Genomic DNA, 12,636 nt, shown 5'->3' with positions numbered 1-12,636 from the left:
CGTTGACCTCCCCTGTTTGTAACAATCTGCCGTAATAATCTGCCGTGGCGGTCTGCCGTGGCGGTCTCTTGTTGCTATCGGTTGCTGGTATCGATGTGCATTGCCACCCTCAAGCTAGCCCCTGGCTTGCATCAATTAAACCCTAAGTTGTTTAATCTCATGCAAGCGATTACTTAACTTATTGGACACCAGAGCATTCGCCGCTCAGCGCCCACAGCCACTCCATGACGGCGAGAAAATAAAGAGGAAGCCAGACATATGACCCAGCGCAGGAGTTCGCCCATGGGGCAGCCCGGGGACGCCGATCTACGACTCTTGCGGATCTACCGCAAGGTAGTGGAGTGCGGGGGATTTTCTGCCGCCGAGGTGGCACTTGGCATCAGCCGAGCCGCCATCAGCATGGCCATGAACGACCTGGAGACGCGGCTCGGCCTGCGCCTCTGTCAGCGCGGGCGCAGCGGCTTCGCCCTGACCGACGAGGGTGCCGAGGTCTACGAATCGACCCTGCGGCTGCTCGCCGCGGTGGAGGGATTTCGCACCCGTGTCAACGGCCTGCATGCCCAGCTGAAGGGCGAGCTCAATATCGGCATCACCGACAACCTGGTGACGATGCCCGAGATGCATATCACCGATGCCCTCAGCGCGCTCAAGGAACGCGGCCCCGAGGTGCGCATCAATATTCGCATGATCCCTCCCAGCGACATCGAGATGGCGGTACTCGATGGTCGACTCCACACCGGGGTGATTCCCGATATCAAGGTGCTGCCGGGACTGCATTACCTGTCGCTCTACGCCGAGGAATCGCGCCTCTACTGCTCCAGCGAGCATGCGCTGTTCGATGTAGAGAGCCTCGACGAGGCGACCCTGACCGACCATGATGCCGTGGTGCCCGCCTACGCCCAGACGCCCGAGATCAAGGAACTTCATGAACCGCTGAAGGAGGTCGCCTCGGCCAGCGACCGTGAAGGCATCGCCTTTTTGATCCTGTCCGGACGCTTTATCGGCTATCTGCCGACCCACTACGCCGAAGGCTGGGTTCGTGAAGGGCGCATGCGCGCCCTATGCCCCGAGCGCTGGCGCTACTGCACCCGCTACAGCGCCATCACACGCAAGGGCGCCCCGCCCAACTTGGTACTGGAGAGCTATCTCGAGGAGCTGACCCGGCTGGTGCAGGAATAGTCGGAGGACGCCACCTTCGCTTATAGCGATTCACTGGTTATCGTAGGTCAATACACCCTCCGCGAGATAGACACCATGACTCAACCATCCCTGATGTCCCCCGATGAGATCCGTCACCGTTTCGCCGCCGCCATGTCGGCCATGTACCAGAGCGAGGTGCCGCAGTACACCACCCTGCTGGAGCTGGTGGAGCAGGTGAACCGCGAGACGCTGGAGGCGAACCCGGCGCTGGCCGAACGACTGACCGAGGCCGATGAGCTGACGCGGCTCGATGTCGAGCGTCACGGCGCCATCCGTGTCGGCAGCGCCGAGGAGCTTGGCATGCTGCGCCGCCTGTTCGCGGTGATGGGCATGCATCCGGTGGGCTACTACGACCTCTCCGAGGCCGGCGTGCCGGTGCACTCCACCGCCTTCCGTCCGGTCGACGACGCGGCCCTGGCCCGCAACCCGTTTCGCATCTTCACCTCGCTGCTGCGCCTGGAGCTGGTCGAGAGTGAAACGCTACGCGAGCGCGCGGCGACGATCCTGGCCGCGCGCGATATCTTCACCCCGGGCGTGCGGGAGCTGATCACGCTAGCCGAGCAGCAGGGCGGGCTCGGCGACACCGAGGCCAATCGCTTCGTCGCCGAGGCGCTGGAGACCTTCCGCTGGCATCGCGACGCCACCGTGGACCTGGACACCTACGAGGCGCTGCATGCCGAGCATCGCCTGATCGCCGACGTAGTCTGTTTCCGCGGTCCGCATATCAACCACCTGACGCCGCGCACCCTGGATATCGACGAGGCCCAACGGCGCATGCCGGCGGCCGGCATGAATCCCAAGGCCGTGATCGAAGGCCCACCGCGTCGGGACTGCCCGATCCTGCTACGCCAGACCAGCTTCAAGGCACTGGAGGAACCGACTCGTTTCCAGGGCGAGCGCCAGGGCACCCATACCGCCCGTTTCGGCGAGATCGAACAGCGCGGCGTGGCCCTGACCGCCAAGGGACGCGGCCTCTACGATCGCCTGCTGGCGGCGTCTCGCAAGCAGACCCAAGGCCTCGACAACACGGCGCATCAGCGGGTGCTGGCAGAGGTCTTCGCCGACTTCCCCGACAGCGAAGACGCACTGCGTCAGCAGGAACTGGCGTTCTTCGAGTATCGCCTGACCGCCGCCGGTCGAGCCGCGGGCAGGATCACCGAGTCGGATCTCGAAACGCTGATCGAACAGGGGCTGGTGATGGCATATCCCATTACCTACGAAGACTTCCTGCCGGTCAGCGCGGCGGGCATCTTCCAGTCCAACCTGGGCGGTGGAGATAACGAGGCCTACGCCGGCAACGCCAACCGCGAGGCCTTCGAGGCGGCACTGGGCGCCCCGGTGGCCGACGAGCTGGCGCTCTACGCCGAGCGGGAACGGGCCAGTCACGATGCCGTGCGCCAGGCCCTGGCCTCCTGATCCTGGCCTATCGCCCGGTGGTTCCCAGGCTCAGCACTCGATGGCGTTGAGGGCGAGGCCGCCGGTCGAAGTTTCCTTGTACTTGGCCTGCATGTCCGCACCGGTGTCGCGCATGGTGCGAATCACCTTGTCCAGGGAGATAAAGTGCTGGCCATCGCCGCGCAGCGCCATCTGGGCGGCGTTGATCGCCTTCACCGAGGCGATGGCATTGCGCTCGATGCAGGGCACCTGTACCAGGCCGCCCACCGGGTCGCAGGTCAGTCCCAGGTTGTGCTCCAGGCCGATCTCGGCGGCGTTCTCCACCTGGTCGACGCTGCCGCCCATCAATTCGGTGAGGCCGGCGGCGGCCATGGCGCAGGCCGAGCCCACCTCGCCCTGGCAGCCCACCTCGGCCCCGGAGATGGAGGCGTTCTTCTTGCACAGGATGCCCACGGCGGCGGCGGCGAGCAGGAAGTCCACCACGTCGCGCTCGCAGGCGCCCTGGCGGAACTGCATATAGTACTGGAGCACCGCCGGGATAATCCCCGCCGCACCGTTGGTGGGCGCGGTGACCATGCGGCCTCCGGCGGCGTTCTCCTCGTTGACCGCCAGCGCATAGAGGTTGACCCAGTCCATGGCCGACATGGTGGAGGCGATCAACGAGTGGTCGTCCTTGCTGGCCAGCATGCGCTGGTGCAGGTTCCTGGCGCGACGCTTGACGTTGAGCCCGCCGGGCAGCACGCCCTCGGCTTCCATGCCCTTCTCGATGCACGCCTGCATCGCCTTCCAGATGGTCAGCAGACCCTCACGGATCTCCGCCTCGCTGCGCCACGCCTTCTCGTTTTCAAGCATCAGCTCGCTGATGCGCAGGCCGCTGTCGCGACACATGCGCAGCAGCTCGTCACCGGTCTGGAAGTCGAAGGGGATCTCGGTATGGTCAGTATCGAGCTGCCCCTCCTCCGCCTGGGCCTCGTCGATGACGAAGCCCCCACCCACCGAGTAGTAGGTATTGCGGTAGAGCTCGCCCTCGTCGCCATGGGCGAGCAGCCGCATGGCGTTGGGGTGCTGGGGCAGGCTCTCCTCGAGCAGCCGCATGTCGCGCTGCCAGTCGAAGGCAACAGCGTGGCGGCTGGCCAGCTGCAGGGTACCCGAGGACTTCAGGGCATCGATCCGCGGGGCGATGACATCCGGGTCGATCTGGTCGGGCCGCTCGCCCATCAGGCCCATGATCACTGCATGATCGGTGCCATGACCGATGCCGGTGGCGGAGAGCGAGCCATAGAGCTCGACCTCGAGGCGCCTGGTGTGCTCAACCAGCTCCCTGGCCTCGAGGTCGGCGACAAAGTTGCAGGCGGCCAGCATCGGGCCCACGGTGTGCGAGCTGGACGGCCCGACGCCGACCTTGAAAAGATCGAAGACACTGATTGGCATGGCTGTTGTCCTTGCAGAGTAATCGTTGTACGTCAGGGCTCATCGCCTCGGGGCAGCACCGGTCGTGACGGTTCCACGTCGTGCTGCCCCCGGCGCCCTTGCTATGAAGGCCTGCAGTAAACTGACCGGTGACTGACCGTGTCGTTAGCGGCCGAAGACCACGGTGCGCCTGGCGTGCAGGAAAGCGCGACGCTCCACGTGCAGGGCCACGGCACGGGCCAGGGTGAGACATTCCACGTCACGCCCCTTGGCCACCAGGTCTTCGGGATAGTCGGCATGGCTGACCGGCTCCACGCCCTGGGTGATGATCGGGCCTTCGTCGAGGTCATCGTTGATATAGTGGGCGGTGGCGCCGACCAGCTTGACGCCCTTCTCATAGGCCTGGTGATAGGGCCTGGCGCCCTTGAAGCCCGGCAGCAACGAGTGATGGATGTTGATGGCGCGGCCACTGAGCTTCTCGCACATCTCACTCGAGAGCACCTGCATGTAACGAGCGAGGATCACCAGCTCCGCCCCCGTCTCCTCGACCACCTGCCACACCTGGGCCTCCTGTTCGGGCTTGGTGTCCGGCGTGATCGGGAAGTGGTGATAGGGAAGCCCGTGCCACTCCGCCAGACTGGCCAGGTCCGGATGGTTGGAGACGATGGCACGAATATCGATGGGCAACTGGCCGATACGATAGCGGTAGAGCAGATCATTCAGGCAGTGATCGGCCTTGGATACCATGATCACCACCGGCATCCGCCGGTCCGGCGGTGTCAGCTCGAACGTCATGCCAAACTCGGCGGCACGCTCGGCAAAGCCGGTCTCGAAGCTTGCGGCCTCAAACCCTTCTGCCTCCGGCCTGAACTCCGTGCGGATAAAGAAGCGTCCGCTTAGCCGATCATCGAAGGAGTGCTGCTCGGTAATGTAACAAGCATTCTCCTTGAGAAAGCGGGTGACCACGTCCACGGTGCCGAGCCGGCTCGGGCACTGCGCGGTCATGATCCAGTTATCTGAATGACGCCCCATGCGCCTGACTCCTGTGATAGCGAAAAGCCGGGAGGGAAAAACATCCCGCCCCCCGGCCTAACCCTGCAGAGTAATAAAGCGGCTGACATCAACCGCCAACACACCGCCCTATCAACGCAATGCGAAAGATTGATTCAGGCAAAAACAAAATACTTGCGTACCGTTTCAACCACTTCCCAGGTGCCTTTGAACCCTGGCTCGACGATAAAGATGTCACCCGCCTTCAGGTGAATCGGCTCGCCATTTTCCGGGGTCAGAATGCAGTACCCTTCACGGAAGTCACAGTATTCCCACTTGTCGTAGTTCACTGCCCACTTGCCCGGGGTACAGATCCAGGTGCCCATGGTCTTGGTCCCGTCCTCCGACGCATAGGCGTTGAGGTTGACGGTATGAGGATCGCCAGAGAGTTTTTCCCAGGAGCTGGCATCCAGCAGCACGTCCGGCTGTGCGTCACGCAGTACCTTGATCTTGTCGGTCATTGTTCTTCCTTATAACGATATTGTTGATCTTGTTGCACATCATGGAGACATGCCCCTATGCCGCTCCTCGGCTCGTGATGCCGCATGCTCGCAGCGGCAGGCCTGCCTGCCCTCCTGCAGAACAGGCCTGCCTGCACAATACACAGAGAAGCGGTCTTGCTCACCGCAAGACGCCTAACGCTGCACACCGATGCCATATTCGGCGCCGGCATCCAGGATCCAACGGTAGAGGTAGTCGGCGAAGCTTCTGCGCAGCACCAGCTCGTAGCGATCCTCGGCGGGACGACGCAGGATCAGGCTGGACTTGGCGAACACCACGCTGACCGCCTTGCCCACCGGGAAGTTGCTCGGGTGGACGTCGTAGCTGGTCGACTTCATCAGCAGCTCGCGGGCCTTTTCCCCCTCCAGCGAGACCAGGGTCTGGCCGCCGCTGGCATCGACGATGGCGTAGTGGGCATCGCCCAAGGCGTCACGCAGGCGCTGCTCGACCTCGAACTCCTCGCCACCGGGCACGATCACCAGCCATTCATCCGGCGATAGCCACTGCACGCTGCGCTCGCCGCTTTCGTCCAGAGCCAGCCCCAGGGGCAGGCTGATACCCAGCACCTTACGCACGGCCTCATCGAGGACGATGGCGCCGCCGCGCAGGATCAGATGGCCCAGGAAGGCCTTTTCCTCGAGCCGAACCCCGCTGGCGTGATTCACGGCCGGGGCCGGCGTGGAAACGCTGATCTGGTTGAATGCCACGGACAGCGGCGATTCCGAGGGAATCGCGGCCTCCGGATGCGTGTTGAAGGTCGCGACCTGGCCGTAAGTGATATCAGACATGTTGACGCTCTCCCTTGGGATCGATGAATACGGGGCTGACGACCTCGACCTCATGGGCCTGACCGTCCGGCATCGGCACATGGAGCTTCTCGCCCATGCGGTCCCGACCGCCCTTGATCACTGCCAGAGCAAAACCGCTCTCCAGGTTCGGGCTGTAATAGCTCGAGGTCACATGACCCAGCATATCCATGGGAATGGGCTGGTCCTTGTCGACGACGATATGGGCGCCCTCTTCCAGCACCACCTTCGGGTCGACGGGCTTGAGCCCCACGAACTGCTTGCGGTCCTTGCGCGCCGTATCCGGACGCGTCAGGGCGCGCTTGCCGATCCAGGAGAAGGGCTTGTCATAGCCGATCGCCCAGAACATGCCCAGATCCTCGGGGGTCACCGAGCCATCGGTATCCTGACCGGCGATGATCAGCCCCTTCTCGGCACGCAGCACGTGCATGGTCTCGGTGCCGTAGGGCGTCAGGTCGTACTTCTTGCCGTGCTCGAACAGGGTCTTCCAGACGTGCATGGCGTAGTTGGCCTGGACGTTGATCTCGTAGGCCAGCTCCCCGGTGAAGGAGATGCGGAACACCCGCGCCGGGACATCGGCCACCTTGCCGTTGCGCCAGTCCATGAACTTGAACTGCTCGCGGTCGAGATCGATATCGGTGATCTCGGACAGCAGCTTGCGTGCATCCGGGCCGGTCACGGTCATGGTCGCCCAGTGATCGGTAACCGAGGTGAAGGTGACCTGCAGCTCCGGCCACTCGGTCTGGTGCCACAGCTCCAGCCACTCCATCACGCCGGCGGCGCCGCCGGTGGTGGTGGTCATCAGGAAGTGGTTCTCGCCCAGGCAGCTGGTGGTACCGTCGTCCATCAGCATGCCGTCGTCCTTGCACATCAGGCCGTAGCGCACCCGGCCAGGCGCCAGCTTGGCCCACTTGTTGGTATAGACGCGACCGAGGAACTCCCGTGCATCCGGCCCCTGGATATCGATCTTGCCCAGGGTGGAAGCATCGAGGATGCCGACGCCGGACCGTACCGCCAGGCTCTCGCGTGCCACGGCTTCATCCATGGTCTCGAGCTTGCCGTTGACCTTACGCGGGAAGTACCAGGGGCGCTTCCACTGGCCGACGTCCTCGAACTCGGCACCATTCTCCACATGCCACTGATGCAGGGCGGTGTAGCGCTCGGGGTCGAACAGCTCACGGCAATGACGTCCGACGATGGCGCCGAAGGTGACCGGTGTGTAGTTGGGCCGGAACACCGTGGTGCCCACTTCGGGAATCGACCTGCCGAGACAGCGCGCGGCGATGGCCATGCCGTTGATGTTGCCCAGCTTGCCCTGGTCGGTGCCGAAGCCCATGGCGGTGTAGCGCTTGACGTGCTCGATGGACTCGAAGCCCTCGCGGGTAGCCAGCTCGATGGCCGCCGCGGTGACGTCGTTCTGCATGTCGACGAACTGCTTGGGCGCACGCAGGGTCGGCTTCTCGTGGGGCACCTGATAGAGAGCACAGGCCTCGCCTTCGCGAATGGTCTCGGCTCGGGGCGGCTCGATGGCGCTGGCAGACTTGCCCAGCGCGGCAAGCGCCTCACTCGCCTTGGCCGCACCATCGGCCAGGCCCTCGGCCAGGTCATGCACGCCGCGGGCGCTGCCGGCGGCGTGCACCCCCCTCACCAGGCTGGGCACGAAACCGAGGATCTCTTCGTCCCAGGTGGGCCGCGCACCGGTATGAGAGGCCAGGTGGATCACCGGGCTGTAGCCGCCGGAGCTGGCGATGGTGTCGCACTCCAAAAGCTCGGCCTGACCGGTGACCTTGAAGGCCGCGGCATCGATGGTCGCCACACGGGCGCCGCTGACGCGCTTGTCCCCCTTGGCCTCGAGCACCGCCGAGCCTTCGATGATGCGGATGCCACGGGCCCGGGCCTGCTCGACCAGCTCACCATCCGGATGACGGCGCGCATCGACGATCGCCACCACCTCACGGCCGGCTTCATCCCAGTCCAGGGCGGCGCGATAGGCATGGTCGTTGCTGACGGACAGCACCAGCTTGTTACCCGGCACCACGCCGTAGCGGCGGATATAGGTGGAGACCGCGCCGGCCACCAGGTTACCCGGCACATCATTGTTGCCGTAGACCAGCGGACGCTCATGGGCCCCCGTGGCCAGCAGCACTTGCCCCGCCCGCACCCGGTGCATGCGTGAGCGCGAAGACCGATGGCCGTCGACCCGCGGGGCGGTTTCCCCGAGATGCTCGGTGCGCCGCTCGTGCAGGGTCACGAAATGATGATCGTGATAGCCATTGGCCGTGGTGCGCGGCAACAGGGTGACCTTGTCGTTCTCGGCCAGCTCGTCGATCACCCGCTCGGCCCACTCGGCGGCGGGCTGGTCATCGAGCCGCTCACGGCTGGCAAGCAGCGAGCCGCCCATCTCCTCCTGCTCGTCGCAGAGGATCACCCGCGCACCGGCCCGTGCGGCGGTAAGTGCGGCGGCTAGGCCGGCGGGGCCGGCACCCACCACCAGCAGATCGCAATGCTGGTTGAGGTGGTCGTAGCTGTCGGGGTCATTCTCCATCGGGCTGCGACCCAGGCCCGCGCCCTTGCGGATGACCTTCTCATAGGTCATCCACATGGAGGCCGGGGCCATGAAGGTCTTGTAGTAGAAACCCGGCGGCATGAAGCGCCCGCCCAGCTTGCCGACCAGGCTCATGACATCGCGCTGCACATTGGGCCAGCCGTTGGTGCTCTGTGCCGTGAGGCCCTCGAACAGCGCCTGCTGGGTGGCACGCACGTTGGGCACCTGGGCCGCCTCGGTGCTGCCCAGCTGGACCAGCGCATTGGGCTCTTCGGCACCGGCGGCGACGATGCCGCGCGGACGCGAATACTTGAAGCTGCGATTGACGACATCCACCCCGTTGGCCAGCAGTGCCGAGGCCAGGGTGTCGCCGGCATGGCCCTGATAGCGCTTGCCGTTGAAGGTGAAACCCAGGGTCCGGGCGCGATCGATGCGTCCACCCTGGCGAAGACGATTCGGCTGATTCGACTGGCTCATGCCCTGACTCCTTCCTGATCCGCGACCCTTCCCGCCTCATCGGCGACGTTTACGGCGGCCCCATGCTCGGCTGACTCACCCTGGGGATGCTCGGCGCTGAAGCGCGGCCGCTCACCCATTCGGTAGGTCTCGAGGATCTCGTAGCTCGCCGAGTTGCGTGTGATGTTGAAGAATTTACGGCAGCCGATCGCATGCACCCACAGCTCGTGGTGTATGCCGCGCGGATTGTCACGGAAAAACAGGTAGTCGCCCCACTCCTCGTCGCTGCAGGTCTCGGGGTCCTCGGGGCGGGCGATATGCGCCTGTCCCTTGGGGTGGAACTCCTCTTCATCGCGGTACTCGTCGCAATAAGGGCAATGGATATAGAACATCGTGTGTCTCCTTAATGCGCGACGCCGGCGGCGCCATGTTCGTCGACCAGGGCACCGGTGTTGAAGCGGTCGATGGAAAACGGTGCGGCGATGGGATGCATCTCGCCCTTGGCGAGGCTCGCGGCAAACACATGCCCGGAACCCGGGGTCGCCTTGAAGCCACCGGTGCCCCAGCCACAGTTGAAGAACAGCCCCTTGACCTGGGTCTTGGAGAGGATCGGACAGGCATCGGCACAGGTATCGACGATGCCGCCCCACTGACGATTCATGCGCACCCGCGAAAAGATCGGGAACATTTCGACGATGGCCTGCAGGGTATGCTCCACGGTGGCGTAGCTGCCGCGCTGCCCGTAGCCCAGGTAGCCGTCGATGCCGGCGCCAATCACCAGGTCACCCTTGTCGGTCTGGCTGATATAGCCATGCACGTGATTGGACATCACCACGGTATCGAGCACCGGCTTGAGCGGCTCGGATACCAGCGCCTGCAGCGGATGCGATTCCAGCGGCAACTTGAGACCGGCCATCTTGGCCACCACGCCGGAGTTGCCCGCCGTGACACAGCCGATGGTCTTGGACTCGATATCCCCGCGATTGGTATGCACGCCATACACCTGGCCATCACGAATCTTGAAGCCGGTGACCTCGGTGTTCTGCAGAATATCCACCCCCAGGGCATCCGCCGCGCGGGCGAAGCCCCAGGCCACCGCGTCGTGACGCGCGACGCCGGCGGTCTTCTGCCAGGAGGCACCGAGGATCGGATAGCGAGCGTTCTTGGAGGTGTCGATGATCGGCACGATCTCCTTGATCTGATCGGCCAGTATCACTTCGCTATCAACGCCGTTGAGCCGGTTGGCATGCACCCGACGCTGGATGTCGCGCATATCCTGCAGGGTGTGCCCCAGGTTCATGACGCCACGCTGGGAAAACATCACGTTGTAGTTGAGGTCCTGGGACAACCCCTTCCACAGGTCCAGCGAGTGGTCATAGAGACGCGCCGACTCATCCCACAGATAATTGGAGCGCACGATGGTGGTATTACGCGCGGTATTGCCGCCTCCCAGCCAGCCCTTCTCCAGCACCGCCACGTTGGTGATGCCGTGGTTCTTGGCCAGATAATAGGCGGTGGCCAGGCCATGGCCGCCGCCGCCAATGACGATGACGTCATAGCGCTTCTTGGGGGTGGGGTTGCGCCACTGGCGCTGCCAATTCTCGTGGTGGCTGAGCGCGTGCTTGGCCAACCCGAAGCCTGAATAGCGTTGCATGTCTCTCTCCTGGAATCGCTGCTGACGCGTAAGGGCGATCAGACCGCTGACGCGGCGTCGGCCTGGGCGGAGGTCTGGTGACCCGTGGCGGCAGAGTCGTCATAGACCGGGTGGCGTCCGCAGAGCTTGGCCACCTTCTCGCGCACCTGGGTCTCCACGGACTCCGTCGCCTCCTGGTCGGCCAGCACGTCGAGGATGTCGCAGATCCAGCCCGCCAGTTCGGCGCACTCGGCCTCGTCGAAGCCACGACTGGTCACCGCCGGAGTGCCGATGCGCAGGCCAGAGGTAACGAAGGGACTCTGGGGGTCATTGGGCACGGCGTTCTTGTTGACGGTGATATGGGCTCGACCGAGCGCCGCATCGGCGTCCTTGCCGGTCACGCCCTGCTTGATCAGCGAGACCAGGAAGAGGTGGTCATCGGTGCCGCCGGAAACGACGTCATAGCCGCGCTCCAGGAACACGCCGGCCATGGCGCGGGCGTTGTCGATGACACTTTGCTGGTACTGCACGAAATCCTGGCTCATGGCCTCCCTGAAGGCCACCGCCTTGGCGGCGATGACATGCATCAGCGGGCCGCCCTGCTGGCCCGGGAAGACCGCGCCATTGAGCTTCTTGTAGAGATCCGCATCGCCGGCGGCGGAGAGGATCAGGCCACCCCGCGGGCCGCGCAGGGTCTTGTGGGTCGTGGTGGTGACCACATGGGCGTGGGGCACCGGACTCGGGTAATGACCCGCGGCAATCAGGCCGGCCACGTGGGCCATGTCGACCATGAACCAGGCGCCCACCTCGTCGGCGATGGCGCGGAAGCGACGCCAGTCGACGACACGCGCATAGGCGGAGAAGCCGGCGATGATCAGCTTGGGCTTGTGACTGCGCGCCAGACGCTCGACTTCCTCGTAGTCGATCTCGCCGGTCTCCGGGTTCAGGCCATACTGCACGGCATGGTAGTGCTTGCCCGAGAAGTTGGGCGCCGCCCCGTGAGTCAGGTGGCCGCCGTGGGCCAGGCTCATGCCGAGGATGGTATCGCCCGGCTTGACCATCGCCATGAACGCCGCGGCATTGGCCTGGGCGCCGGAATGCGGCTGCACGTTGGCGTAATCGGCACCGAACAGGTCACAGGCCCGGTCGATGGCCAGCTGTTCGACCACATCGACGTGCTCGCAGCCACCATAGTAGCGCTTGCCGGGATAGCCTTCGGCATACTTGTTGGTCAGCTGGGTGCCCTGGGCCTCCATCACGGCGCGGCTGGCATAGTTCTCGGAGGCGATCAGTTCGACATGGGCCTCCTGGCGAGACACCTCGTCGGCGATGGCGGCGGCGATCTGGGAATCGAAGTTGGCGAGACCTACCTGGTTCATGACTGGCTCCTGTTGTTATCGATGTCGGGCAGGATGTACCTCGAATCTATCGCCTACCCATCAAAAGGAAAAATTTGAAATCCTTATGCGTGGATAACCACCACGCAGCGCGTCCGGCATAGGACTTGATTAAAGACGACGGCGACGGGGATGGATTGAACAGATGCGACAGGATTCCTGAACGCCGGGGCCTGCCGGAGGCCATTCCAGCGCCGGGTAAACCGCCGGCTGCTGTGTGCCTTCGGCAAGCGGGAAAAGGCG

Annotated in this window: 10 protein-coding genes; 2 read left to right on the top strand and 8 right to left on the bottom strand. The window is 64.3% G+C overall.

Features of this window, described 5'->3' with window-relative positions; genetic code table 11:
- The first annotated feature begins 258 nt into the window (after window positions 1–258).
- Together Q358_RS0103015 and hglS are read left to right on the top strand one after the other, a co-directional pair.
- The gene (locus Q358_RS0103015) at window positions 259–1,179 is read left to right on the top strand and encodes a LysR family transcriptional regulator (RefSeq protein ID WP_027960693.1); all 921 of its coding nucleotides are present in this window, start codon (window positions 259–261) and stop codon (window positions 1,177–1,179) included.
- 75 nt (window positions 1,180–1,254) lie between these two features.
- Window positions 1,255–2,616: a 2-oxoadipate dioxygenase/decarboxylase HglS gene (gene hglS / locus Q358_RS0103010; RefSeq protein ID WP_027960692.1), complete on the top strand. Its 1,362-nt coding sequence runs from the start codon at window positions 1,255–1,257 to the stop codon at window positions 2,614–2,616.
- Window positions 2,617–2,646: 30 nt separating this feature from the next.
- On the opposite strand, the gene Q358_RS0103005 is transcribed toward hglS, so the two are convergent.
- The 8 genes from Q358_RS0103005 to glyA all read right to left on the bottom strand — a co-directional run bounded on the left by Q358_RS0103005 (window position 2,647) and on the right by glyA (window position 12,375).
- A complete protein-coding gene (locus tag Q358_RS0103005) occupies window positions 2,647–4,026 on the bottom strand; it encodes an L-serine ammonia-lyase (RefSeq protein WP_027960691.1) in 1,380 nt (459 codons plus the stop codon).
- Window positions 4,027–4,170: 144 nt separating this feature from the next.
- The gene (purU, locus tag Q358_RS0103000) at window positions 4,171–5,037 is read right to left on the bottom strand and encodes a formyltetrahydrofolate deformylase (protein WP_027960690.1); all 867 of its coding nucleotides are present in this window, start codon (window positions 5,035–5,037) and stop codon (window positions 4,171–4,173) included.
- A 134-nt stretch (window positions 5,038–5,171) separates the two neighbouring features.
- Window positions 5,172–5,516 (bottom strand): cupin domain-containing protein, encoded by a 345-nt coding sequence (locus tag Q358_RS0102995; RefSeq protein WP_027960689.1) that lies wholly within the window; start codon window positions 5,514–5,516, stop codon window positions 5,172–5,174.
- 174 nt (window positions 5,517–5,690) lie between these two features.
- Window positions 5,691–6,344 (bottom strand): sarcosine oxidase subunit gamma, encoded by a 654-nt coding sequence (locus Q358_RS0102990; RefSeq protein ID WP_027960688.1) that lies wholly within the window; start codon window positions 6,342–6,344, stop codon window positions 5,691–5,693.
- The gene (locus Q358_RS0102985; protein WP_027960687.1) at window positions 6,337–9,384 is read right to left on the bottom strand and encodes a sarcosine oxidase subunit alpha family protein; all 3,048 of its coding nucleotides are present in this window, start codon (window positions 9,382–9,384) and stop codon (window positions 6,337–6,339) included. Before Q358_RS0102985 ends, Q358_RS0102990 begins: the two co-directional genes overlap by 8 nt.
- Complete coding sequence (locus Q358_RS0102980) at window positions 9,381–9,755, bottom strand: sarcosine oxidase subunit delta (protein WP_027960686.1); 375 nt, start codon at window positions 9,753–9,755, stop codon at window positions 9,381–9,383. The genes Q358_RS0102985 and Q358_RS0102980 overlap by 4 nt, the downstream gene beginning before the upstream one ends.
- A gap of 11 nt (window positions 9,756–9,766) precedes the next feature.
- Entirely contained in the window at window positions 9,767–11,017 is a 1,251-nt protein-coding gene (locus Q358_RS0102975) for a sarcosine oxidase subunit beta family protein (RefSeq protein WP_027960685.1), read from the bottom strand.
- Window positions 11,018–11,055: 38 nt separating this feature from the next.
- The gene (glyA, locus tag Q358_RS0102970; RefSeq protein WP_027960684.1) at window positions 11,056–12,375 is read right to left on the bottom strand and encodes a serine hydroxymethyltransferase; all 1,320 of its coding nucleotides are present in this window, start codon (window positions 12,373–12,375) and stop codon (window positions 11,056–11,058) included.
- Between the last annotated feature and the right edge of the window lie 261 nt (window positions 12,376–12,636).

The organism is Halomonas halodenitrificans DSM 735, from assembly GCF_000620045.1.
Taxonomy (GTDB): domain Bacteria; phylum Pseudomonadota; class Gammaproteobacteria; order Pseudomonadales; family Halomonadaceae; genus Halomonas; species Halomonas halodenitrificans.
Note: the sequence above shows the minus strand (reverse complement) of the source record. Positions and strands in the feature narration are given on the sequence as shown.

Coding starts and splice junctions, on each gene's coding strand:
- Q358_RS0103015 (WP_027960693.1), top strand. CDS start 259: ATGACCCAGCGCAGGAGTTCGCCCATGGGGCAGCCCGGGGACGCCGAT.
- hglS (WP_027960692.1), top strand. CDS start 1,255: ATGACTCAACCATCCCTGATGTCCCCCGATGAGATCCGTCACCGTTTC.
- Q358_RS0103005 (WP_027960691.1), bottom strand. CDS start 4,026: ATGCCAATCAGTGTCTTCGATCTTTTCAAGGTCGGCGTCGGGCCGTCC.
- purU (WP_027960690.1), bottom strand. CDS start 5,037: ATGGGGCGTCATTCAGATAACTGGATCATGACCGCGCAGTGCCCGAGC.
- Q358_RS0102995 (WP_027960689.1), bottom strand. CDS start 5,516: ATGACCGACAAGATCAAGGTACTGCGTGACGCACAGCCGGACGTGCTG.
- Q358_RS0102990 (WP_027960688.1), bottom strand. CDS start 6,344: ATGTCTGATATCACTTACGGCCAGGTCGCGACCTTCAACACGCATCCG.
- Q358_RS0102985 (WP_027960687.1), bottom strand. CDS start 9,384: ATGAGCCAGTCGAATCAGCCGAATCGTCTTCGCCAGGGTGGACGCATC.
- Q358_RS0102980 (WP_027960686.1), bottom strand. CDS start 9,755: ATGTTCTATATCCATTGCCCTTATTGCGACGAGTACCGCGATGAAGAG.
- Q358_RS0102975 (WP_027960685.1), bottom strand. CDS start 11,017: ATGCAACGCTATTCAGGCTTCGGGTTGGCCAAGCACGCGCTCAGCCAC.
- glyA (WP_027960684.1), bottom strand. CDS start 12,375: ATGAACCAGGTAGGTCTCGCCAACTTCGATTCCCAGATCGCCGCCGCC.